Genomic DNA, 21,919 nt, shown 5'->3' on the forward strand with positions numbered 1-21,919 from the left:
GGTGCGCTTACTTCAGCAGGCCGGCATTGCGCGCCGCAGCTTCGATGTCGGCGTAGTTCGACGCCTTGGTCGGGATGAACTTCGTCGCGCGTTGCAGTTCCAGGATCTGCTTGCCTTCAGGCGTGGCCGGGTCCAGTGCCAGGAAGGCGTCGCTGATCTTCTTCTTCAGGGCGGGGTTCATGCTGCTGTGGACCGACCAGTTGTAGTCGAAATAGCCCGGGGTGGTGTAGAACACGCGCACTGCCTTCGGATCGACCTTGTTGGCTTCGACCAGCTTGTCCCACACCGACATATTCAGCGCGCCGGCATCGACCTTGCCGCCAGCTACTGCGGCGGCCGTGGCGTCATGCGCGCCCGAGTAGGCGATACGCTTGAGGTCAGTGTCCGGGTTGACCTTGGCTGCCAGCAAATAAGAGCGCGGCATCAGGTGGCCCGAGGTCGACGATTCCGAACCGAACGACAGGGTCTTGCCTTTCAGGTCTTCGAGTTTGGTGATGGCCGGATTGGTAGTGATGAACACCGAGCGGAACTTTTCGTCTTCGACACGCTGCACCAGCGGCGTCACCATGCCTTTGCTGCGCACGTTCGCTTGCACGAAGGTGAAGCCGCCGAACCAGACCATGTCGATCTTGCGGTTGACCAGGCCTTCGACCGAGGCGGCATAGTCGGTTACCGGGGTGAACTCGACCTTCAGGCCGGTGGCCCGGGACAGGTAGTCGCCCAGCGGCTTGAATTTTCGCTGCAGCTCGGTTGGCGCTTCGTCGGGGATGGCCGACACGCGCAGGACACCGGGAGTGTTCTGGGCATGGGCGGCGCCGGCGGCGACCATCAGGCCGGCCGTGGCGGTGGCTGCGAACAGGGTTTTCAGGACACGCAATGGCGAGAACGATGTCATATCGGGCTTTCGTGAGTGTAAATACTGGAAATGGGATGAACCGTAGGCATCACGCCGGGATCACGTTCGCGTGTCAGGCGAATGCAGCAAAAGACTGGATTCCGCTATGATAGCTAAAACGGCAACTCCGACCCGGTAATAGAATCTGCAACTGAATCGGCAAGCACATCGGCAACCCTTTGCCACGACGCATGGTGCGAAGTGGCGGCACGAATGATAACGCTTATGTACACCTCCTGCACACAAGACCCGCCGCGCGCCGCCAATGCCCACGTCGCAAACGAGCTGCATGCCGGGCTCGAGGCGCGCGACGCCTGGATTTCGCCCAAGTTTCTGTACGACGCGCTCGGCTCCAAGCTGTTCGAAGCCATCTGCGAATTGCCCGAGTACTACCCGACCCGCACCGAGGCTGCGATCTTTGCGCGCCATGGCGCCGAGATCGCGCACGCGGCCGGGTCAGGCACCACCCTGATCGACCTTGGCGCCGGCAACTGCGCCAAGGCCGCTTCGTTGTTCCCGCTGCTCGCGCCGGCCCAGTACGTGGCGGTCGACATCTCCGCCGAATTCCTGAACGACGCGCTGGGCCGGCTGCGCCAGCGCTTCCCGCAGATCGCCATGGAAGGGTTAGGCATGGATTTCTCGACGCGCTTTGAACTGCCGCCCTCGGTTGCGGCCGGGCGGCGCCTGTTTTTCTACCCCGGCTCTTCGCTCGGCAATTTCACGCCCGACGAAGCGCAAGGCTTCCTGCGCCGCCTGCGCGGGCAGTGCGGCGACGATGGCGCAGTGCTGATCGGCATCGACCTGGTCAAGGACAAGGCCACGCTCGACGCCGCCTATGACGACGCGCTTGGCGTCACCGCCGCCTTCAATTTAAATGCCTTGCGGCATGTAAACAAGCTAATTGGGGCCGACTTCGATATCCGTGCCTGGCGCCACCATGGGTTCTATAACGAGGCGCGCGGACGTGTCGAAATGCACCTCGAAGCGACCCGGCCCCAGCATGTGCACTGGCATGGGGGCAGCCGTCGCTTCGAGGCAGGCGACTGTATCCACACCGAGAACAGCTATAAATACCAGCAGGCCGACATGATCGCGCTGTTGGAGCGTTCCGGATTTGAAGCCACCCGCGTGTGGACCGACCCGCAGCGCTGGTTTGCCGTTGTGCATGCCCAGGCGCGGGCAAAAGCGCAAGTCAAGGTGATCCATTGATGGGTAACGGGCAGCGCGAAGATATCCAGCACGCCTTCGGGCGGGTGCGCGAAGGCTCGCTCGCAATCGCGGCGCCACTCTCGGGCGAAGACTGCTGCGCGCAATCGATGCCGGACACCAGTCCGGTGAAATGGCATCTGGCACACACTACCTGGTTCTTTGAAACCTTTGTCCTCGAGCCGCACGAAGCCGGCTTCGCGCCCTTCCATCCTGCGTTCAGGGTGCTGTTCAATTCGTATTACAACGGCATCGGCGCCAAACATCCGCGCCCGCAGCGCGGCCTGCTCACCCGGCCTTCGCTGCACGAGGTACTGGACTACCGCGCCGACGTCGACCGTCGTGTCGTACAGTTGGCGGCACGCAGTACCGACCCGGCCATCGTCGCGCTGATCGAACTTGGCCTGCAGCACGAGCAGCAGCACCAGGAATTGATGCTGACCGACCTCAAGCACCTGCTGGCCCAGAACCCGATGTTCCCGGCTTATTCTGCGCAAGACATGGAGCAAGACATGGCGCAGGATCTGCACCAGGATCTGCGCAAGGACCCGGACGCTGCCTTGGCGCCGGGGGCGCCAGCGTGGATCGAGTTCGATGGCGGCCTGGCCGAGATCGGTTTCAACGGCCGCGGTTTTTGTTTCGATCACGAACTGCCGCGTCACAGCACCTATATCGCGCCCTTCGAACTGGCCTCGCGCCTGGTCACCAATGGCGAGTACCGCGCCTTTATCGACGCCGGTGGCTACCGCGATCCCGCACTCTGGCTGGCCGAAGGTTGGGACCGCGTGGCCACCGGCGAGCTCTTGCATCCGCTCTACTGGCTGGTCGACGAAGCCGGAAACTGGAGCGAATTTACGCTGCATGGGGTGCAAGCGCTCAATCCCGACCTGCCGGTTACCCACCTGTCACTGTTCGAAGCTGATGCTTATGCACGCTGGTGCGGTGTACGTCTGCCGACTGAGTCCGAATGGGAATTCGCGGCACGCCAGGCCGCCCTTGCCGAGGGCGCGCTGCATCCGGCGGCTGCCAACGGCGATGGCTTGCAGCAGATGTTCGGCGCCTGCTGGCAATGGACCAGCAGCAGCTATGCGCCGTATCCGGGCTATGCCCCTGCACCCGGCGTCATCGGCGAGTACAACGGCAAATTCATGGTCAACCAATATGTGCTGCGCGGCTCGTCCTGTGCCACGCCCGATGGGCATGCGCGTGCCAGTTACCGCAATTTTTTCCCGGCAGGCGCCCGTTGGCAGTTTTCCGGGATTAGGTTGGCTCGATGAGCTTGGCTAGATGGTAGGCTCGATAAAGCGCCGCAGTTGGCGCGAACGCCTGATGGACCAGCGCGCCAATGTGTACGTGCTGGCCCATCCGCTGGCGTTCACCTTGCAGGTGCTGCGCGGTTTTCGTGCCAACCAGGGCCTGCTGCTGGCCGGCGCCGTGGCCTATTATGCGCTGCTGTCGATCGTGCCCTTCCTGATGCTCGTGGTGGTGGCGCTGTCGCACTTCATCCACCAGGGCGAGCTGCTCGAGACGCTGCACCGTTACCTCAAGCTCCTGATGCCGGGACAGTCTGAATCGATTGTCGCCGAGGTCGCGAATTTCCTCGATAACCGCGACCTGATTACCTGGCTGCTGGGCGGCACCATGCTGTTCTTTAGCTCGTTCGCGTTCACGGTGCTGGAAAACGCGATGAGCGTGATCTTCAAGCACCGGGTCGAGATTTCGCGCCGCCATTTTCTGGTGTCGGCAGTGCTTCCTTACTGCTATATCCTGGCGCTTGGGGTTGGGGTCATGATCATCACCCTGGTAGCAGGGACCCTGGAAGTGCTGGGCGAGGAAAGCGTCTGGCTGTTCGGTTACGAATGGTCGCTCAATGGTGTCTCGGGCGTGCTGCTTTACTTGCTCGGACTGCTCGGCGAGATCCTGGTGTTGACCTCGATCTACCTGGTCATGCCGGTAGGACGGCTGTCGGTCTGGCATGCCCTGATCGGCGGCGTGACCGCGACCTTGCTGTGGGAAATGGCGCGTCACATCCTGGTCTGGTATTTCTCCACCTTATCCCAGGTAAACGTCGTATACGGTTCGATGACGACCGCGATCGTGGTCATGTTCAGTCTGGAGATCGGGGCAACCCTGCTGCTGCTCGGTGCCCAGGTGATCGCCGAATACGAGCGGGTGGGGCAGGGGCAGGCCAACGAGCCGCCCGAGCCCTTGACCACGCTTCCCCAGGCTTGAAGATCTCGATCGCTACCGGTTGCGCTTCATCAATTTAAGGCAGTAACGGCAGTGGCACAGTAGGCGCTTGCGCTCGCAGATTGGGCAAGCTCAAGCGGGCGCCAGATCAACCTAGCCGGGAGATGTCATGAGCCAAACCGTCGCCTTCGTCCTGCCCTTGCCGGTCGCGATTGCGCTCGCTGCGCTGCTGCTGGTGCTGGTCGGACTAAGCGCGCTTGCGGTGTCACTGCACCAGTCGGCCCCGGTGCGTGTTCCGGAGCAGGGGCGTCAAGGCCAGGGCCAGGGCCAGGACCCGGACCCCGAGCGCGACCCGCGCGCGCTTAGCTGACGCTCACGCGCGCCTGGCCCGCATCCATGCGGCCAATGATTGCGGCATCGCCAAAACCTTCGCGCGTGAACAGCGCCAACACGTCGTCGCTACTGGCCGGGTCGCAGGCGACCAGCAGGCCGCCCGAGGTCTGCGGATCGGTCAGCAGCGCCTGCTGCGCCGGCGTGATGCCAGCGCTCAGGGTAACGTCCTTGCCGTAGGCGTCCCAGTTGCGGCTGGAAGCGCCGGTGACGAAGCCGTCCTGTGCCAGGTGCAGTACGTTCGGCAGCAGCGGCACCTTGTCCATGTCGAGGCGGGCCGCAAGCTTGGCGCCGCGCGCCAGTTCCAGCAGGTGGCCGAGCAGGCCAAAGCCGGTGACGTCGGTCAGCGCATGCACACCCGGCATCTCGGCCAGCGCCTTGCCCGGTTTGTTCAATTTGGTGGTATTGGCGATCATCGCGGCATAGCCATCGGGGCCGAGTGCATCTTTCTTGAGCGCGGCCGATAGCACACCCACGCCAAGCGGTTTGCCGAGGATGAGCACGTCTCCGGGGCGTGCGCCGGCATTACTCTTGACCTTGGACGGGTGCACCAGGCCCAGCACTACCAGGCCGTAGATCGGTTCCACCGAATCAATGGTGTGGCCGCCCGCGATCGGGATACCGGCTTCGGCGCAGATCGATTCGCCGCCGCGGATGATCTCGCCGATGGTTTCGAGGGGAAGCTTGTTGACTGGCATGCCAACCAGCGCCAGTGCCATGATCGGCGTGCCGCCCATGGCATAGACGTCCGAGATCGCATTGGTTGCCGCGATGCGGCCGAAGTCGAAGGCGTCGTCCACGATCGGCATGAAGAAGTCGGTAGTAGCGATCAGTGCCTGCTCGTCGTTGAGCTTGTAGACGGCCGCGTCGTCGGCGGTCTCGATGCCCACCATCAGCTCTTTTGGTATCGGAAACCCTTTTGATTTCCCCAGGATTTCGGCCAGCACGCCTGGCGCGATCTTGCAGCCGCAACCGCCGCCATGCGAGAACGAAGTAAGTTTGATGGGTTGGTCAGGCGTCGTGCTCATAGGGAGGTCCAGTCGTTGATAGGGGGGGCGCCGGGCGCAAAATGACAGCTCATGTCAAGAGATTATCCACCAGTTCGCGCAACGCCGCTTGTTCGGTCGCCGGAGCGAACAGGGCGGCTCGGGCCGCGCACTGGCGCCGCAGCAGGGCGTCGAAGCCCGCGTCGCCAATGCAGCGATCGATCATGCGCGCCAGCGCGGCCGCGTCACCGGCCGCGAAATAGCCGGCGTAGTCTGCGCCGAGCATGCCGCGATTGCCGCTGATGTCCGAGGCCAGTACCGGCACGCCGCTGGTGACTGCCTCGATGATGACGTTGGCGCCGCCTTCCATGGCCGAGCTGATCGCCATCGCATGACAGCGCTTGAGGCGCTGGCGCGTGGCCGCGTGCGGCAGGGGCCCGAGCCAGCGGTAGCGCGGGTTGTCCGCTTGCGCGGCAATGGCGGCTTCGCCCAGCGCAGGCTCGAGCGCCGCGCCGATGTGGATCAGGCGCGCGGCAGGATGCTGGACCAGGCCGGCGGCGCGGATAAACGCCAGCGGGTCTTTTTCCGGGCGCAAGTGGCCGACCATGCAGATGTCGGCGAAGCGGGCCGTGCCCCTGCGCCGGTAAGGCTGCAATGACGGCGCCGACTGGTAGATGACCCGCGCCTTGGCGTGGAAACGGGGCGGCAGCAGCGCCAGTCCGGCGGGCTGCAGCAGCACTAGTGCCCCCGCCAGTTCCAGCGAAGCGGCCGCCTCGGGAGCGCTTGCGATGTCGCGGTACAGGTCGGTCCCGGTCAACACCAGCACGCTCGGCCTGTCGGGATGGGCGGCGCTGAACGCGGCCAGCGACGCGGCCGAGCGACGCGCGTGCAGCGCGATCATCAGGTCGGGGTGTTCGTTGCCGACCAGTTCCTCGCTGGCCGGCCAGTGGCCGGCAATGCGCACGTCGTAGCCGCCAGCAGCCGCGCGCAGGAAACGCGCCCAGCGGCTGGCGGTCTGCCAGTTGCCATTGTTGTCCCGCGCACCGGCGGGGCTGACGATCAGGATTCGCTTGCGCACTGTCGGGTCTCGGGGGAAAGGAGCGCGATTATACGCCCTGGGCCGCGCCGGCGCCCTGACCTGCGCGCCATGCCGCACCGCGAGGGTGAGGCCGGCGAAGCCAGGGGGGCGATACGCCGGACGAAAAAAAAGGCTGCCGAGGCAGCCTTTCTTGCCAGGAGGACGCATGCGCCTCCCGCTGTCGACGATTAATATTCGCCGAAGGTACGGCGTACGCCGTCAGCCGAACGCGGATGCGCCGATGGCTTGGCGAAACCGCTGTCGCGGCGTGGCGCGCCTTCGGTGCGGGTGCCACGGTAGCCGCCTTCGCGCGGCGCGCCGGCTGCTGGTGCACGGCCGGCTTCGCGCGCTGCGCCGAAACCTTCACGTGGGCCACGGTCGGCGTAACGGCTGTCGGCCGGACGCGCGGCGCGGTCGGCGTAGCCACCCTCGCGCGGTGCACCTGGCTTGGCGAAGCTGCGCTGGCCCGGCTTGGCGGCGCTGCGGCCGTCGCCTGGCTTCCAGCCTGGACGCGGGCCACTACGGGCCGGTGCCGAACGCTTCGGCTCGAAGCCTTCCACGACATCGACCGGGATCAGCTGCTTGGTGAAGCGTTCGATGCGCTTGACGTTCATGCCTTCTGCATGGTTCACCAGCGAGATCGCCAGGCCATTGCGGCCGGCACGGCCGGTACGGCCGATACGGTGCACATAGTCTTCAGGGAACTTCGGCAGGTCGTAATTCACCACGTGGGTGATGGTCGGGACGTCGATGCCGCGGGCGGCAACATCGGTCGCGACCAGCACGCGCACCTGGCCGCGGCGCATGCTGTCCAGGGTGCGGTTGCGCGCGCCCTGGTGCATGTCGCCGTGCAGCGCGGCGGCTGCGAAGCCGGCGATGTTCAGGCGGTCGGCGATGGTGTCGGCGTCGCGCTTGGTGGCGGTGAACACGACAGCCTGGTCGACCGATTCGTCGCGCAGCAGGTGGTCGAGCAGGCGGTTCTTGTGCGACAAGTCATCGACGAAGTGCACGCGCTGGGTGATGTTCTCGTGGCGATTGGCCGCGCTCATGATCTGGATCGTCTGCGGATCCTTGGTGATGCGACGCGCCATGTTGCCAACGACGCCATCCAGGGTTGCCGAGAACAGCATCGTCTGGCGGCTCGACGGGGTCGCGGCGACAATCTTTTCGATGTCGTCGATGAAACCCATGTCCAGCATGCGGTCGGCTTCGTCGAGCACCAGGATTTCCAGTTGCGAGAAGTCGATCTTGCCCGACTCCATGTGGTCGATCAGGCGGCCTGGAGTGGCCACCAGGATTTCAGGATTCTTGGCCAGCAGTTGCATCTGCTTTGGGTAAGGCATGCCGCCCAGGATCGAGACGGCGCGGATGCGGCGCATTTCGACCGTGTATTGCTCGGTGGCGCTGGTTACTTGCAGTGCCAGTTCACGGGTCGGGGTCAGGACCAGCATTTTTGGCTGGGCTGCGGTAAAGCGGACTTTTTCGCCGCGGGCACGGGCCGACTGCGCGCTTTGCGCCGAAGTGCGGCTGGCGTCACCCTGGTCGGCATTGGCCAGCTTGTTCAGGGCCGGCAGCATGAAAGCCGCGGTCTTGCCCGAACCGGTCTGCGACGAGACCAGCAGGTCGCGTCCGGCGATGGCGGCAGGGATCGCCTGCTCCTGCACTGGAGTCGGTTGGGTGTAGCCGGCGGTGGCCACTGCATTGACGAGGGACGCGTGTAAACCTAGTGCTTCAAAACTCATGTGGATTTTACTTTCGAATTAAATCATGATCGCGCGTGTCAAATGACGAGCGCAAAATAGCAACGCGAACCAACACTACGAAATGACTCAGAATTGAAAGAAATTTCGGCACAAAAGCTTTGCGCCGGGACGGTGTCTTGGTGCTGACACACAGGGCGGGAGGGCTTTATGGGGGGCGACCGAATTGTCGCCAAGGGTTGCGATGCTGCTTGTTGTATTACTGCGCGCCGCTTTGACTACTGATGCATCCGGTGTGTTTGGAAGCTCTATTGCAGCGCACAAACGATACTATACAACAGTTTGGAAAAGTCTGCACGGCCCCATCATGGGGGGGCTGCCCTGGGCCGGCATGGAGCCGGCCCAGGTGGAGATCAGCGCTGCTTGCGCTTGGACGAGGCGTTGCGGGCAATGCGGCTCTTGGACGTACGTGCGGCTGCCTTGGCCTTGTAGCGCGTGCCGCTGGACGCCTTGACGCGCTTGCCGCCGCTGCGCTCGGCTTCGAAGGCGACCACGGCGTTGTCGATGATGTTCTCGGCGATATTGCCGGCGTCGGATGCCGACACTTTCGGTACCAGGATTGTCGAGCCCGCCTTGAGGGTGGATTTAGCCGGGATGTTATTGGCCTGGCGAATGACTTCCGGCGTGGTGTCGAATTTCGACGCCAGCGACGCAATCGATACGCGCGCCCCGGTGATCTTGTGGGTGGTCCAGGTCGAGAGGTTACGGCCCCATTGCGCCAGGTTCAGGTGGAATTTTTCCGCGTTTTCCTTGGGCAGCAGGATCTTGGTCTTCTCGCCGCCGGTGATCACCGGCTTCTTGAACTGCGGATTCAGTGCCCTGAACTCGTCAAGCGTCATTTCCGCCAACTGGGCAGCCACGGCCACGTCGATGTCGCTGGTCTTGTCGATCGCGGTGAAATAAGGCTGGTTGTCGATGGCGGGCAGGGCAATGTTGTACTGCGCGGGATTGGCGACGATGTTCTTGACCGCCTGCAGCTTGGGTACGTAGTTACGGGTTTCAGCCGGCATCAGGTCGGCCAGGCTTTCGAAATCGCTACCCTTGCCGAGCGCCTGGTTTTTCTTGATGGCGCGCTGGACGTTGCCTTCACCCCAGTTATAGGCAGCCAGGGCCAGCTGCCAGTCGCCGAACATCGTGTACAGGCGTTGCAGGTAGGTCAAGGCGGCGTCGGTCGAGGCCAGCACGCCACGGCGCTCATCCTTGAACATGTTCTGCTTGAGGTCGTAATCCCTGCCAGTGCCCGGCACGAACTGCCACAATCCAGCCGCACTGGCGGTGGACAGGGCTTGCGGATTAAAGGCGGACTCGATCACCGGCAGCAGTGCCAGTTCGGTCGGCATTCCGCGTTTTTCGAGTTCCTGCACTACGTGGTAGAGATAGAGCGAGGCGCGGCCCGAGATGCGCCTGAGGCTCTCTGGATGGGCGCTGTAGTCACGGGTATGGCGAGCGACCAAGTTGTTGTCGAGATCGGGAATCGCGTAGCCACTGCGGATGCGGCCCCAGACGTCGGTTTCGCGGTATTCGTCGGTCTTGTTCAGGGCGGGAATTGGCGCCAGGGCGGAGCGCAGATTCGAGGTCGGCACGGACACGGCGGCCGCACTGGCAGAAGCTGGCGCATTTTCCATCGCGTAAGCCGTCGGGGCGGCCAACAGGGCCAGCGTAGCAGTCACCAGGGTCGTACGGATCATATCGTTCATCGCTTTCCAGTGTTGCGTCCAGGAACGAACGGACAAGGTAAGGGGGCAGTGTACGTAGGCATGCTCTTACGCGTCAAGAAGTAAGTCCAGCCCGTTACAAATTATTTTCTCAAGATCATTAACGATCGTTGTCATCATGAAAACGAAAGAAGAAGGCGAGTTGGCAGCTGATCGCGGCGTTAGCTGCCGAGTGCGGGAGCGCCTTGCTTCAGCGATGCAGCAGGCTGCAGCAAAGTAGGGCTTAGCTCTCCAGCACAGCCTAGGCTTGCCGGGCTGCCGATCTATGAGGGCACGCAAAGAGTGCGTACAATCCGGATTCTCGCACCCGCGTTCAAGAATGAGTCGTTACCCATGAGTACTACCAAACCAAACCTCCACGCCGATGACGAGGCGATCCTTGCCGCTACCCGCGGCTGGCTGGAGCGGGCTGTCATCGGCCTGAATCTCTGCCCGTTTGCGAAGGCCGTCTATATAAAGGAGCAGGTGCGCCTGGTCGTGTCGTCGGCGCGCACGCCCGAAGCCCTGCTCGAGCAACTGATGGACGAATTGCAGCACCTGTCGGATACCCCGGCGGCCGACACCGATACCACGCTGCTGATCCACCCATTCGTGCTGAACGACTTCGAAGACTACAACGAGTTCCTGGATGTCGCCGACGCGGCGGTCGAGGACATGCACCTGGATGGTGAATTGCAGGTGGCCAGCTTCCACCCGGATTACCAGTTCGCCGACAGCGATCCGAACGACATCGCCAACTACACCAACCGCGCACCTTATCCGATCCTGCATCTGCTGCGCGAAGACAGTATCGACCGCGCGGTCGAGGCTTTCCCGGAAGCTGCAGAAATTTTCGAGAAGAACATCGAAACAATGGAAAAGCTCGGCCATGACGGATGGGATAAGCTCGATGTCGGCCCGGCCCCTTGATCCCGGTCAGCCGGGAAAAACACCGGAGCGCGCCGACACGCCCTGCGTGGCAGTGTGTTCGACCACCTTTGACGATGTCTGCCGCGGCTGCGGGCGTACCGTGGCCGAGGTGGCGCACTGGGTGTCGATGAGCGTAGAAGACAAGGAAAGGGTATGGGTGCGGATCCTGGCCGAGGGCTATCCGCGCAGGAATACCTGATCGACGGGTAGTCGCGGCCGGCGCCGGCAATTGCGTGACGCGTGGCAATGAAGCATGCATAATCATGCAACACCATTGCCTTAAATAAACGGTTAGCACCTTGCGAATGCGCAAGGGCCAAGCCGACACCTTGATGTCCATGCCACGACTGACTTTCAGCAGATTGACTTCCCGGCTGCGCAAGCTCTACAGCCGCTCGCTGTATGGCGCACTGCTGGTGGTCGTATTCGGCAGCCTGGCGGTGCCGGCCCTGGTCGGCGGCGTCTTCCTGATCGGCGTGCAGGAACGCGAAGCGGCGGTGCGTAGCCTGGACGGCGCGCTGCAGCGCAATGCCGACATCCTGGCACTGGGCATGCAGGAATCGTTATGGGACATGAACCTGGAGGCGGGACAGTCGCTGGTCGATTCCGTCATGCGCGATCCGGCTGTGACCCATATCGAGGTGCGCGGCGCGGCGGGCGAGGAAGTCATCCATCGCCGAGCACGGCTGCCCGCGGGCGCACGGGCCTACCGCGCCGAGCGTGACATCGTGGTGCGGGGTCAGAAGATCGGGGCCTTGGCGATCGAGATGGGCGACTACCTGAGCCAGCAAGAGTTGCGGGCCAAGCAGCGCAACTACGTGCTGGTGCTGGCGATCCAGCTCGGCATCTCGCTGCTGCTGATCGCGCTGCTGCTCAAGCGCCGCCTGCGCTCGCCGCTGCGCGTGCTCACCGGCTTTTCGGACCGCCTGGCGCGCGGCGACTTCGACACCCCGCTGGTGCCGAGCGCCGACGATGAACTGGGGCGGCTGGGTAGCCAGATGGAGCGCATGCGCATGGCAATTGGCGAACTGTTCGCCGACATCGGCCGGCGCGAGGAGCAGTTCCGCTCCATCGTGACGCAAGTGCCAGGTGCCGTGTTCCGGGCCCGCCCGGGCGGGGCGATCGACTTCATCAGCGACGCCATCGAGGACATCAGCGGCTACCCGGCAGAGCGTTTCATGCGCGCCACGACCGACGACTGGGCCGATATCATCCATCCCGAAGACCGTCGCATGCAGCGCCACCTGGCCAAGCAGGCGCTCGAGGCTGGCGCTTCCTACGAAGTCGAGTACCGGATCATCGACGCCGTCGGCATCGAGCGCTGGGTACTGGAGAGCGGGCAGCCGCAGGGCGTCTGGGGCGGCGAGGATTTGCGGGTCGACGGCATCATCTACGACATCAGCGCGCGCAAGTACGACCAGATGCGCATCGAGGCGCTGCTTACCGAGCAGGGCGCGATCCTGGACAACGTCATGTTCGGCGTGCTGTTCGTGCGCGAGCGCCGCATTGTCTCGGCCAACCGGCGCGCCGAAGAGCTGTTCGGCTACCGCGATGGCGCGATGGTCGGCGGCTCCACCGCAATCCTGTTCCCCGGCCGCGCCGAGTTCGAACAGCGCTGGATCGACAGCTGCCGCGAACGCGCCGGCAGTCCCGACAGCGGCGAAGAAATCCTGTTCCGGCGCGCCGACGGCAGCATTTCGTGGCTGTTGGCCAGTGGCAGCGCGCTCGATCCGGCCCATCCCAACGACGGCAGTATCTGGGTCTTCGCCGATATCACCGAGCGCAAGCTCGCCGAAGAAAAGCTGCGCCTGGCCGCGACCGTGCTCGAACACATCGCCGACGGCGTCATGGTACTCGACGTCTCGGGCCGCATCATCGCCACCAATCCGGCCTTTACCCAGATCACCGGTTATACCGAACACGAAGCGCTGGGCCAGCAATCGAGCCTGACGCGGCGCGGCCAGTGTCCGCATCATGACGATGGTTTCTACCAGCAGCTATGGAGCGAGCTGGCCGACACCGGTTTCTGGCGCGGCGAAATCTGGGACAACCGCAAGAACGGCGAGCTCTATCTCTCGTCGCTGACGGTGTCGGCGGTGCGCGGCGCCGATGGCGGCGCCAGCGACGACGCCAGCGTCACCCATTACGTCTGCGTATTCGGCGACATCACCAAGGTCAAGGAGTCGCAGGACAAGCTCGACCACCTGGCCCATCACGACCCGCTCACCGCGCTGCCGAACCGCTTGCTGTTCCACGACCGGCTGCGGCACGCGATGATCCGCGCCGCGCGCGCCGAGCAGCAGTTGGCGGTGCTGTTCATCGACCTGGACCGCTTCAAGAATGTCAACGACACGCTCGGCCATCATGTCGGCGACGAGCTGCTCAAGCAGGTGGCCGGCGCGCTTGCCAGCTGCCTGCGCGAAGGCGATACGCTGGCACGCCTGGGAGGCGATGAGTTCATCGTGCTGCTGGAAGACGTCAAGGGCGCCGAAGGGGGCATCTACGGCGCCGGGCATGTGGCCGGCAAGCTGATGACGCTGTTCGAGCAGCCGTTCACCGTGTCGGGTTACGAGCTGTTCATCACCGCCAGCGTTGGCATCAGCCTGTTCCCGCAAGACGCGCCAGACCTGAACATGCTGGTGCGCAATGCCGACGTCGCGATGTACCAGGCCAAGGCGCGCGGGCGCAATGGCTACCAGTTCTATGCGCCATCGATGAGCGGCGAGGGCGTCGAGCGCCTGCGCATGGAATCGATGCTGCGCCGCTCGATCGAGAAGCACGAGATCTTCCTGCATTACCAGCCACAGGTCGACATCGCCAGCGGCGAGCTGATCGGTGTCGAGGCGCTGGTGCGCTGGAACAATCCGGAGCTGGGGCTGGTAGAGCCGACGCGCTTCATCCCGGTGGCCGAGGACACCGGCTTCATTGGCCAGCTGGGACAGTGGGTGCTGGCGCAAGCCTGCCGCCAAATGGTGTGCTGGGAGTCCGATGGGCTGCTGGTGCCCAAAATGGCGGTCAACCTGTCGGTGCGCCAGTTCGACCGCGGCAGCATCGCCCCGACCGTGGCCGGGGTGCTGCGCGAGACTGGCCTGGCGGCGGCGCGGCTGCAGCTGGAAGTGACCGAATCGGTCATCATGAACACCGGCGACGCACTCGAATACATCAACGACTTGCGCGCGATCGGCGTCGGGCTGGCGATTGACGATTTCGGCACCGGCTACTCGTCTCTGGCCTACCTCAAGCAGCTGCCGGTGCAGACCCTGAAGATCGACCGCAGCTTCATCAAGGACATCTCGGCCGCCGCCGGAGGCGATGCCAATGCCGAAGCGATTGCGGTGGCAATCGTCCAACTCGGCAAGAGCCTGAACCTGTCGGTGATCGCCGAAGGCGTGGAAACCGAAGAACAGGCCGCATTCTTGCTTGGTCATGGCTGCAGCCACGCGCAGGGATATCTCTACGGACAGCCAGTGCTGCCGTCCACGCTACTGGCGCATTGGCACCAGCAACCAGACATAGAACGCAATGACGCATACCAGGCCACAGCAACCGAAGCACGCGAACCGACCAACCCAGGCAGCGCCTGAGCGCAAGCCCGGGCGCCGGCGCTTTCTTGCCAGCGGCCTGCTCGCCGGTGGCGCCTTGCTGGTCGGCTGGGGCTATCAGCCACCGCGCCAGCGCCTGCATGCGGCGCAAGCGCTGGCCACTGAAGGCGGCGCGGTAGGCCTGAACGGCTGGGTTGCGATTGCGCCGGACGGCATTGTCTCGGTGGTGGTGCCGCGCAGCGAAATGGGGCAGGGCGTGCACACCGCGCTGCCGATGCTGGTGGCCGAGGAACTCGACGTGCCGCTGGCCTCGGTACGCATCCTCCAGGCCCCGATCGACAAGATCTACGCCAACGTCACGCTCTTGCGCGATGCCTTGCCCTTCCACCCCGATGACAACGGCCGCACGCACCAGGGCGCGCAGTGGCTGGCGGCCAAGCTCGGGCGCGAACTGGGCATCATGTTCACTGGCGGCTCGACCAGCGTCAAGGATGCCTGGATGCCGATGCGCGAAGCCGGCGCCGTGGCGCGCGCACTGCTGGTGAAGGCCGCGGCGCAGCGCTGGCGCGTGCCGCCGGCGCAATGCCGTACCGAAGACGGGTTCGTGATCCACCAGGGTGGCGCGCGCCTGGGGTATGGCGCGCTGGCGCTGGAGGCTGCTGGCCTCGATGCCGGGATCGCAGCATCCGACGTGCGCCTGAAGCAGGCGGGCCAGTTTCGCCTGATCGGCAAGCCGGTCGCGCGCCTGGACAGCCGCACCAGGACCGATGGCAGCGCGCTGTTCGGCATCGATGCGCGCGTGCCCGGCATGGTCTACGCGGCGGTAAAGATGTCGCCGGTGGTCGGCGGCACGGTCGCGGCCTTTGACGCCGCCGCGGTGGCGTCGATGCCGGGCGTGCTGCACGTGGTGCCGGTTCCCGGCACGCCGGGCGAGCGCACCGGCGCCGGCGCCGGCGTGGCGGTGGTCGCCGCCGGCTGGTGGCAGGCGCACCAGGCCGCGGCGGCATTGCCGGTAACCTGGAACGACGGCGCCCTGGCGCAGTTGTCGAGCGACGAGGTAGGGCGCGAAATGGCGCGGGCGCTCGAGCACGACAGCGGCTACGTCTATCATGAGGCCGGCACCCAGGACGTGCGCGGCATCGCGCGCACCGTCAGCGCTGAATACCGCGCGCCCTACCTGGCCCATGCGGCCATGGAGCCGATCAACTGTACCGCCCAGGTCGAGGGTGGAAAAGTTCGCCTTTGGGCTTCGACCCAGGTGCCGAGCGTGGCGGTCGACGTGGCGGCGCGCGTGGCCGGCGTGGCGCGCGCAGACGTAAGCATCGAGGTCATGCTGCTCGGTGGCGGTTTCGGGCGCCGGCTGGAAGCCGACATGGTGGCGCAGGCGGTGACGGTGGCGCTGGCCAGCGGCGGCAAGCCGGTCCAGCTGATCTGGAGCCGCGAAGACGACACCACCCACGATGTTTACCGTCCCGCCGCGCTGGCGCGCATGCGCGCCCACCTCGACGCCGCAGGCAATATCCTTGCCTGGGACAGCAAATTGGCCAGTGGCGCCATCGGCCACCAGTATTTTTCGCGCAATCTCGGCCTGCCCGGCGTGGGCCCGGACAAGACCACCGCCGAAGGCGCCTACGACATGCAGTACGCGATCGCCAACCAGCGCATCGCCCACGTGGCCGTCGACAGCCCGCTGCCGATCGGCTACTGGCGCTCGGTCGGGCATTCGCACAACGCCTTCTTCAAGGAGGGCTTCATCGATGAGCTGGCGCATGCGGCCGGGCGCGACAGCGTCGCGTTCCGGCGCGCCCTGCTGGGAGCGCACCCGCGCGCGCTGGCGGTGCTCGATGCGGCGGTGGCGCGCGCCGGCCAGCCGGCAGCCGGGCGCGCCCATGGCGTGGCGCTGCACCGTTCGTTCGGCAGTACCGTGGCCCAGGTGGCCGAGGTGTCGGTAAAAGGCGGCCAGATCCGCGTGCACCGGGTCGTGTGCGCGATCGACTGCGGCATCGCGGTCAACCCGAACATCGTCGCGCAGCAGATGGAGTCGGGCGTTTTGTTCGGCTTGTCGGCAGCGCTGTACGGCGAGATCACGCTCAAGGACGGGCGGGTGCAGCAGTCGAATTTCGGCGACTACCCGGTGCTGCGCATGCACGAGGCGCCGCAGGTCGAGACCATCATCATGCCAAGCGCCGCCCACCCGGAAGGGGTAGGCGAGCCGGGCACGCCGCCGGTTGCGCCGGCAGTGGCTGCTGCCGTGTTCAAGCTGACCGGCCAGCGCCTGCGCAGTCTGCCGTTGCGGCTGGCATAGGAGCCGTCGAGCGCAACTCCGGGCGCTTGACCGGCCTAGGTTAGGCCGCCGAGCAATGCGCGCAGGTTACAGTCGCGCTGCCAGGCGCGCCGTTCTTCGCTCGAGCCGGCCCAGCGCGCCATTTCTTCGGGCGTCTGGCCAGCCTGCACCTGGACCAGCCGGTCGGCCACGATGGCGTCCGGCAGCATGGTGCCGAAAAAGCCCACCGTGTCGCCGCGCTGTACCAGCAGGGTGGGGAAGTTGTCGACATCGAGGTCGCCCACGACATCGGCCTGGTCTTCGATATCGATCCAGATAAAGGTCTTGTCCGGGTGGCGCGTGGCGAGCAGCTCGAACGTGGCGCGATAAGATGCGCAGGTGCCGCACCAGGCGGCGCACAGGCAGGCGACCGTCAGCGTGTCGTCGCCGATGGCGGCGGCGATGGCCGCGCGGTTGGCGGAATCCAGTGTCAGGCTTTGCATGAGCCGGATTCTACTCCGTGTTGCCCCTGTCTTGGGTTTTGCGCAGGCTGCCGCCATGGCCGACGGGCCCTTGAGCGGGTAAAATGCCGGCATGCCCAACATCCTCGCCATCGAAACCTCGTCCGAGCTCGCGTCCTGTGCACTGCTGGCCGGGGATCGCGTTATCGCTCGCGCCACCTCTGGCGTGCGCACCCATTCGCAATCGATCCTGCCGATGGTGCAGGAACTGCTGCGCGAAGCCGGCATCGCGCTGGCCGACTGCGATGCGGTCGCCTTTGGCGCCGGTCCCGGCTCGTTCACCGGGGTGCGCACCGCCTGCGGCGTGGCCCAGGGCCTGGCCTTTGGCGCTGGCCTGCCAGTGGTGCCGATGGTGACCCTGGCGGCGATGGCCGAAGCCTGCCGCGCCCGCACCGGTGCCGACGAGGTGCTGGCGGTGCTGGACGCGCGCATGAACGAAGTGTATTGGGCCCAGTACCGCCACGATGGCAACGGCTGGATCACGGTCAGCGCGCCAGCCCTGTGCGCGCCAGAGGCAGTCCAGCCGGTGCCGTGCGCGCGCCTGGCGGCCTGCGGCAATGGCTTCGCGGTGTATCCCGACGCCTTTGCCGGCAAGGCCTTTGCCCAGGGAGCGCTGGACGACATTCTGCCGCATGCGCGCGAGATGGCGCTGCTGGCGCTGCCGGCCCTGGCGGCAGGTTCGGGCTTGCCGGCTGCCCAGGCCCAGCCGCTCTACCTGCGTAACAAGGTCGCCTATACCAGCGCCGAGCGCCAGATAATCAATGCGGCGAAGGCTGGAACATGACAGCCACGGATCATGGCGGCCCGCTGGTGTTCGCGCCGATGACCGCGGCAGACATCGACGCGGTGCATGCGCTCGAGTGCAGCGTGTTCCCGTATCCGTGGAGCCGGACCAATTTCACCGATTCGCTGGCCAGTGGCTACGATGCCTGGACCGTCCGCGACCCCGGTGGTGCGTTGGCTGGCTACTACCTGTTGATGTATGCGCTCGACGAAGCGCACCTGCTCGATGTAGCGGTGGCCGGCGGCCGCCAGCATCAGGGACTGGGACGCCAGCTGCTCGACCGTATCGGCGCGCGCGCGCGGCAGCAGGGCATGCACTCTATCCTGCTCGAAGTGCGCCCGTCGAACACGCGCGCGCTTGAGGTATACCAGCGCTATGGCTATCGTGAAATCGGCCGCCGCAAGGGCTATTATCCAGCCCATGCAGGGCTGCGCGAGGATGCCATCGTGATGCGCCTGGAACTGTCCGGGGACCAGCAATGCAGATGAGCGGGCGCGACGCGGCCTTCCTGGCCGAAATGGGCATCGGCCCTCTGTGGAGCGTGCGCGCTGCGCCTGCTGCGCCGGCGGACGATGCCGCGGCATCGGCGGTATCGGCGGCATCGGCGGCGCCGCCGGCCGCGCTGGCGCCGCCGCCGATGCCGCGCCAGGTCGCCGAACCGGTCGCCCAGCGGGCCTGGTCGGCGCCGCTGCAAGAGCCAGTGCCGGCGCCGCAGCAGGTCGACGTTTCCACGCTCGACTGGGCCGGCCTGCGGCAGGCGGTAGCCAGTTGCCGGCATTGCAGCGCCTGCAGCGAAGGCCGCAAGCCGGTGCTGGGCAGCGGCTCCGAGAGGGCGCGCTGGCTGGTCGCGGCAGGAACCGCCAGTGCGCTCGATGAACAGGCCGGGCATGCGCTCAGCGGCGACGCCGGCAAGCTGCTTGACAACATGCTGCTTGCCGCCGGCCTGACACGCGCAACCGATGCCTATGTCACCAGCCTGGTCAAATGCCGGCCTGCCAACCGCAATGGCGGCGACCGCGCGCCGACCCTCGACGAGGTTGCGGCCTGCCGTCCCTTCCTGGAGCGCGAACGCGCACTGTGCGGCGCCGGCATCGTGCTCACCCTCGGTCAGGTGGCGGCCAATGGCCTGCTTGGCAAATCGCTGCAAGCACCACTGGCTGAGTCGCGCGGCGCCGTCCACCGCCTGGGCGCGGTGCCGCTGGTGGCGACGCTGCATCCGGGCGAACTGCTGCAGCGCGGCGCCGACAAGGCGCTGGCCTGGGCCGACCTGTGCCGGGCAAAAGCCGCCGACGCTGGTGGCAGCGACGGTGCCGATGGCAGCGCCGGCTGAGACTTACCAGCAAGGATTTCACCGTCGCTGGGGCCACCTGCGGCGCGCCCGGGTGCGCGCCCTGGCCTGGTTGCTCGATGCGCCTGGCTTGCTCGACCCGGACCACCCGCAGTGGGCCGGCCGGGTCGCCAGTACGGGTCCGGTTACCCTTGATGTGGCCGCCTGGTTGGCGCGCCTCGACCACGATCCGGCCGCGCTCGACGCCGCGCTCGGTCCGCGCGTCTACACCCGACTCGGCCTGTATGCCGAGAAGCTGATGGCTTTTTACTATGAACAGCAGGGTCGATTGGTCGCGCATGGCTTGCAGGTACGCGCCAATCGCAACGATACCATCGGCGAATTCGACTTCTTGCTGGAACACGGGCCGGACGCGCTCGAGCACATCGAGTTCGCCACCAAGTTCTACCTGCTGGACGCGCCAGGCGGTTCTGCTCACCCCGAAGAGCGGCAACTAACTGCCCTGGTTGGCCCGAACCTGGCCGATAGCCTGGGCGCGAAGATGCGCAAGGTGTTCGAACGCCAGCTTGGCCTGGGCCAGCATCCCGCCGCCAGGGAGCTGCTGCCGCGCCCGGTGGGACTGGCGCGGGCGCTGGTGAAGGGCTGGCTATTCTATCCGTCCGGCAGCTGGCCGCAGATGAGCGGCATCGCCGCCAGTCATTGCCGCGGCTTCTGGTGCGCGCTCGACGAGGTCGAGGCGCTGGCCGGGGCGGCCTTCGTAGTGCTGCCGAAATTGCAATGGCTGGCGCCGCTACGCGCCAGTTCGGCCGAGCCGGTGCGCAATGGCGCGCAGCTACGCGCACAGCTGCAGGCGCAGTTCGAGACCAATCCTGCGCCGGTTCTGGTGGCCGTGGTGCGCCAGTTGCCTGGCGCGGTCGAGGAAATCGAGCGCGGGTTCATCGTGCCGAACGACTGGCGCGCACGCGCGGCAGTTAGCCGCGCGTTGCAGCAGACCTGAGTCGAACGCCTGGGCGCGAGACCCGCCCAGGCTCCAGGATCAATGCTTGTGCTCGCCGATCAGCGCGAGCGAATCGTGCTCGCGCTGGTTCGCCGCATGCTTGCGTCCGATGAAATACATGATGCCGGCCACCGACAGCCCGAACATGATGACGATGATGTCGAGGTCGAGGTTCAGCGTGATCATCACTGCGTACAAGGCCAGCATGGTCAGGATCGACAGGTTTTCATTGAAGTTCTGGACTGCGATCGAGTGGCCGGCGCTCATCAGGACGTGGCCGCGGTGCTGGAGCAGGGCGTTCATCGGCACCACGAAGAAACCGGACAGGAAGCCGATCAGGATCAACAGCGGATAGGCATAGGTAACCGAAGTCACGAACACCATGCTGCATACGACCAGGCCCATGATGATCCCGAGCGGGATCACGGTAAGCGATTTGCGCAGCGGAATCATGCGCGCGGCCATGATCGCGCCCAGCGCCACGCCGATCGCCACCACGCCAATCAGATTGGTCGCCTTGTCGAGCGGCATGTGCAGCGAGCGCTCGGCCCATTTCAGCACGATGAATTGCAAGGTCGCGCCGGCACCCCAGAACAGCGTGGTCACCGCCAGCGAGATCTGGCCGAGCTTGTCGCGCCACAGCGTGGCCGAGCAGTTGGCGAAATCGGCGATCAGCTTGGCCGGGTTGCGCTCCTGGTGCTCGTAGCGCGCACCGGTGTCGGGAATGCGCAGGTTGAACAAGGTGGCGAGGATGTAGATGACCACCACGACCGCCATCGCCGCCTCGGCGCCGGTATCGATTCCGGTGTCGAAGCCTGGCATATCGAAGCCCAGGAGCCAGGCGCTACCGTGCGTGCTGACCAGGGTGCCGCCCAGTACGGTGCCGAAGATGATCGACATCACGGTCAAGCCTTCGATCCAGCCATTGGCGGGAACGAGCTTCTCGGGCGGCAGCAGTTCGGTCAGGATGCCGTACTTGGCGGGGGAGTAAACGGCGGCGCCGAACCCGACCACGGCGTACGACAGCAGCGGGTGCACCGAGACGAACATCAGGCCGCAGCCGAACACCTTGATCAGGTTGGCAATGAACATCACGCGGCCCTTGGGCAGCGAGTCGGCGAAGGCGCCCACGAAGGCGGCCAGCAGCACGTAGAAGAGCACGAATGAGAGCTTCAGCAGCGGAGTCAGCGAAGCCGGGGCATTCATCGACGTCAGCAGACTGATCGCAACAAACAGGAGCGCATTGTCTGCCAGCGACGAGAAAAACTGCGCCGCCATGATGGTATAAAACCCACGGTTCATTCTAAAAGAGTAAAAGCTGGTCCGAGTTGCTTTATACCATGAATGATCTGCGCTCCAAAAGAAAACCGGCCCTGCTAGTGGCGTCTGGTCCGG

Annotated in this window: 19 protein-coding genes; 12 read left to right on the top strand and 7 right to left on the bottom strand. The window is 65.2% G+C overall.

Annotated features, from left to right (window positions below):
• Positions 1-7: 7 nt before the first annotated feature.
• A complete protein-coding gene (locus NRS07_RS09075; RefSeq protein ID WP_259212720.1) occupies positions 8-895 on the bottom strand; it encodes a putative selenate ABC transporter substrate-binding protein in 888 nt (295 codons plus the stop codon).
• A gap of 225 nt (positions 896-1,120) precedes the next feature.
• Between NRS07_RS09075 and egtD the strand changes: the two genes are divergently transcribed.
• From egtD to NRS07_RS09095, 4 genes are all read left to right on the top strand, one after another.
• A complete protein-coding gene (gene egtD, locus NRS07_RS09080; protein WP_259212722.1) occupies positions 1,121-2,104 on the top strand; it encodes an L-histidine N(alpha)-methyltransferase in 984 nt (327 codons plus the stop codon).
• Positions 2,104-3,378 carry an ergothioneine biosynthesis protein EgtB gene (gene egtB, locus NRS07_RS09085; protein WP_259212724.1) on the top strand — a complete coding sequence of 425 codons (1,275 nt, stop codon included), beginning with the start codon at positions 2,104-2,106 and terminating at the stop codon, positions 3,376-3,378. The genes egtD and egtB overlap by 1 nt, the downstream gene beginning before the upstream one ends.
• A gap of 10 nt (positions 3,379-3,388) precedes the next feature.
• A complete protein-coding gene (locus NRS07_RS09090; RefSeq protein ID WP_259212726.1) occupies positions 3,389-4,333 on the top strand; it encodes a YihY/virulence factor BrkB family protein in 945 nt (314 codons plus the stop codon).
• Between the two features lie 127 nt (positions 4,334-4,460).
• Entirely contained in the window at positions 4,461-4,661 is a 201-nt protein-coding gene (locus NRS07_RS09095; RefSeq protein ID WP_259212728.1) for a hypothetical protein, read from the top strand.
• On the opposite strand, the gene selD is transcribed toward NRS07_RS09095, so the two are convergent.
• The 4 genes from selD to NRS07_RS09115 all read right to left on the bottom strand — a co-directional run bounded on the left by selD (position 4,654) and on the right by NRS07_RS09115 (position 10,202).
• Positions 4,654-5,709, bottom strand: coding sequence for a selenide, water dikinase SelD (gene selD, locus NRS07_RS09100; protein ID WP_259212729.1), 1,056 nt, complete (start codon positions 5,707-5,709; stop codon positions 4,654-4,656). The two genes, NRS07_RS09095 and selD, sit on opposite strands and share 8 nt — an antisense overlap.
• Before the next feature lie 49 nt (positions 5,710-5,758).
• Positions 5,759-6,745 (bottom strand): selenoneine biosynthesis selenosugar synthase SenB, encoded by a 987-nt coding sequence (gene senB / locus NRS07_RS09105; protein ID WP_259212731.1) that lies wholly within the window; start codon positions 6,743-6,745, stop codon positions 5,759-5,761.
• 188 nt (positions 6,746-6,933) lie between these two features.
• Positions 6,934-8,487, bottom strand: coding sequence for a DEAD/DEAH box helicase (locus NRS07_RS09110; protein ID WP_259212734.1), 1,554 nt, complete (start codon positions 8,485-8,487; stop codon positions 6,934-6,936).
• A 371-nt stretch (positions 8,488-8,858) separates the two neighbouring features.
• Complete coding sequence (locus tag NRS07_RS09115) at positions 8,859-10,202, bottom strand: transglycosylase SLT domain-containing protein (RefSeq protein WP_259212738.1); 1,344 nt, start codon at positions 10,200-10,202, stop codon at positions 8,859-8,861.
• 351 nt (positions 10,203-10,553) lie between these two features.
• On the opposite strand from NRS07_RS09115, the gene NRS07_RS09120 reads away from it, so the two are divergent.
• The 4 genes from NRS07_RS09120 to NRS07_RS09135 all read left to right on the top strand — a co-directional run bounded on the left by NRS07_RS09120 (position 10,554) and on the right by NRS07_RS09135 (position 16,976).
• On the top strand, positions 10,554-11,129 hold the full coding sequence (locus NRS07_RS09120; protein WP_259212747.1) for a DUF1415 domain-containing protein: 576 nt from the start codon (positions 10,554-10,556) through the stop codon (positions 11,127-11,129).
• Complete coding sequence (locus tag NRS07_RS09125) at positions 11,110-11,328, top strand: DUF1289 domain-containing protein (protein WP_259212748.1); 219 nt, start codon at positions 11,110-11,112, stop codon at positions 11,326-11,328. The genes NRS07_RS09120 and NRS07_RS09125 overlap by 20 nt, the downstream gene beginning before the upstream one ends.
• Before the next feature lie 139 nt (positions 11,329-11,467).
• Positions 11,468-14,713 carry an EAL domain-containing protein gene (locus tag NRS07_RS09130; protein ID WP_373889865.1) on the top strand — a complete coding sequence of 1,082 codons (3,246 nt, stop codon included), beginning with the start codon at positions 11,468-11,470 and terminating at the stop codon, positions 14,711-14,713.
• On the top strand, positions 14,652-16,976 hold the full coding sequence (locus NRS07_RS09135; protein ID WP_259212749.1) for a molybdopterin cofactor-binding domain-containing protein: 2,325 nt from the start codon (positions 14,652-14,654) through the stop codon (positions 16,974-16,976). The genes NRS07_RS09130 and NRS07_RS09135 overlap by 62 nt, the downstream gene beginning before the upstream one ends.
• Before the next feature lie 35 nt (positions 16,977-17,011).
• On the opposite strand, the gene NRS07_RS09140 is transcribed toward NRS07_RS09135, so the two are convergent.
• On the bottom strand, positions 17,012-17,437 hold the full coding sequence (locus NRS07_RS09140) for a thioredoxin family protein (RefSeq protein WP_259212757.1): 426 nt from the start codon (positions 17,435-17,437) through the stop codon (positions 17,012-17,014).
• 91 nt (positions 17,438-17,528) lie between these two features.
• On the opposite strand from NRS07_RS09140, the gene tsaB reads away from it, so the two are divergent.
• Genes tsaB through NRS07_RS09160 form a run of 4 tightly spaced genes read left to right on the top strand, consistent with a single transcriptional unit; the run spans position 17,529 to position 20,524 of the window.
• Positions 17,529-18,239 (top strand): tRNA (adenosine(37)-N6)-threonylcarbamoyltransferase complex dimerization subunit type 1 TsaB, encoded by a 711-nt coding sequence (gene tsaB, locus NRS07_RS09145; RefSeq protein ID WP_259212761.1) that lies wholly within the window; start codon positions 17,529-17,531, stop codon positions 18,237-18,239.
• The gene (rimI, locus tag NRS07_RS09150) at positions 18,236-18,727 is read left to right on the top strand and encodes a ribosomal protein S18-alanine N-acetyltransferase (protein ID WP_259212763.1); all 492 of its coding nucleotides are present in this window, start codon (positions 18,236-18,238) and stop codon (positions 18,725-18,727) included. The genes tsaB and rimI overlap by 4 nt, the downstream gene beginning before the upstream one ends.
• Complete coding sequence (locus NRS07_RS09155) at positions 18,724-19,569, top strand: uracil-DNA glycosylase (protein WP_259212765.1); 846 nt, start codon at positions 18,724-18,726, stop codon at positions 19,567-19,569. Before rimI ends, NRS07_RS09155 begins: the two co-directional genes overlap by 4 nt.
• A complete protein-coding gene (locus NRS07_RS09160; protein ID WP_259212766.1) occupies positions 19,553-20,524 on the top strand; it encodes a DUF1853 family protein in 972 nt (323 codons plus the stop codon). The genes NRS07_RS09155 and NRS07_RS09160 overlap by 17 nt, the downstream gene beginning before the upstream one ends.
• 39 nt (positions 20,525-20,563) lie before the next feature.
• Here the strand turns inward: NRS07_RS09160 and lplT are convergent, their stop codons facing one another.
• Positions 20,564-21,826, bottom strand: a complete 1,263-nt coding sequence (gene lplT, locus NRS07_RS09165) for a lysophospholipid transporter LplT (RefSeq protein ID WP_259212770.1) — start codon at positions 21,824-21,826, stop codon at positions 20,564-20,566.
• Positions 21,827-21,919 lie beyond the last annotated feature (93 nt).

Source organism: Massilia sp. H6, assembly GCF_024802625.1.
Classification (GTDB): domain Bacteria; phylum Pseudomonadota; class Gammaproteobacteria; order Burkholderiales; family Burkholderiaceae_D; genus Telluria.

Coding starts and splice junctions, on each gene's coding strand:
- NRS07_RS09075 (WP_259212720.1), bottom strand. CDS start 895: ATGACATCGTTCTCGCCATTGCGTGTCCTGAAAACCCTGTTCGCAGCC.
- egtD (WP_259212722.1), top strand. CDS start 1,121: ATGTACACCTCCTGCACACAAGACCCGCCGCGCGCCGCCAATGCCCAC.
- egtB (WP_259212724.1), top strand. CDS start 2,104: ATGGGTAACGGGCAGCGCGAAGATATCCAGCACGCCTTCGGGCGGGTG.
- NRS07_RS09090 (WP_259212726.1), top strand. CDS start 3,389: ATGGTAGGCTCGATAAAGCGCCGCAGTTGGCGCGAACGCCTGATGGAC.
- NRS07_RS09095 (WP_259212728.1), top strand. CDS start 4,461: ATGAGCCAAACCGTCGCCTTCGTCCTGCCCTTGCCGGTCGCGATTGCG.
- selD (WP_259212729.1), bottom strand. CDS start 5,709: ATGAGCACGACGCCTGACCAACCCATCAAACTTACTTCGTTCTCGCAT.
- NRS07_RS09110 (WP_259212734.1), bottom strand. CDS start 8,487: ATGAGTTTTGAAGCACTAGGTTTACACGCGTCCCTCGTCAATGCAGTG.
- NRS07_RS09115 (WP_259212738.1), bottom strand. CDS start 10,202: ATGAACGATATGATCCGTACGACCCTGGTGACTGCTACGCTGGCCCTG.
- NRS07_RS09120 (WP_259212747.1), top strand. CDS start 10,554: ATGAGTACTACCAAACCAAACCTCCACGCCGATGACGAGGCGATCCTT.
- NRS07_RS09125 (WP_259212748.1), top strand. CDS start 11,110: ATGTCGGCCCGGCCCCTTGATCCCGGTCAGCCGGGAAAAACACCGGAG.
- NRS07_RS09130 (WP_373889865.1), top strand. CDS start 11,468: ATGCCACGACTGACTTTCAGCAGATTGACTTCCCGGCTGCGCAAGCTC.
- NRS07_RS09135 (WP_259212749.1), top strand. CDS start 14,652: ATGACGCATACCAGGCCACAGCAACCGAAGCACGCGAACCGACCAACC.
- NRS07_RS09140 (WP_259212757.1), bottom strand. CDS start 17,437: ATGCAAAGCCTGACACTGGATTCCGCCAACCGCGCGGCCATCGCCGCC.
- tsaB (WP_259212761.1), top strand. CDS start 17,529: ATGCCCAACATCCTCGCCATCGAAACCTCGTCCGAGCTCGCGTCCTGT.
- rimI (WP_259212763.1), top strand. CDS start 18,236: ATGACAGCCACGGATCATGGCGGCCCGCTGGTGTTCGCGCCGATGACC.
- NRS07_RS09155 (WP_259212765.1), top strand. CDS start 18,724: ATGAGCGGGCGCGACGCGGCCTTCCTGGCCGAAATGGGCATCGGCCCT.
- NRS07_RS09160 (WP_259212766.1), top strand. CDS start 19,553: ATGGCAGCGCCGGCTGAGACTTACCAGCAAGGATTTCACCGTCGCTGG.
- lplT (WP_259212770.1), bottom strand. CDS start 21,826: ATGAACCGTGGGTTTTATACCATCATGGCGGCGCAGTTTTTCTCGTCG.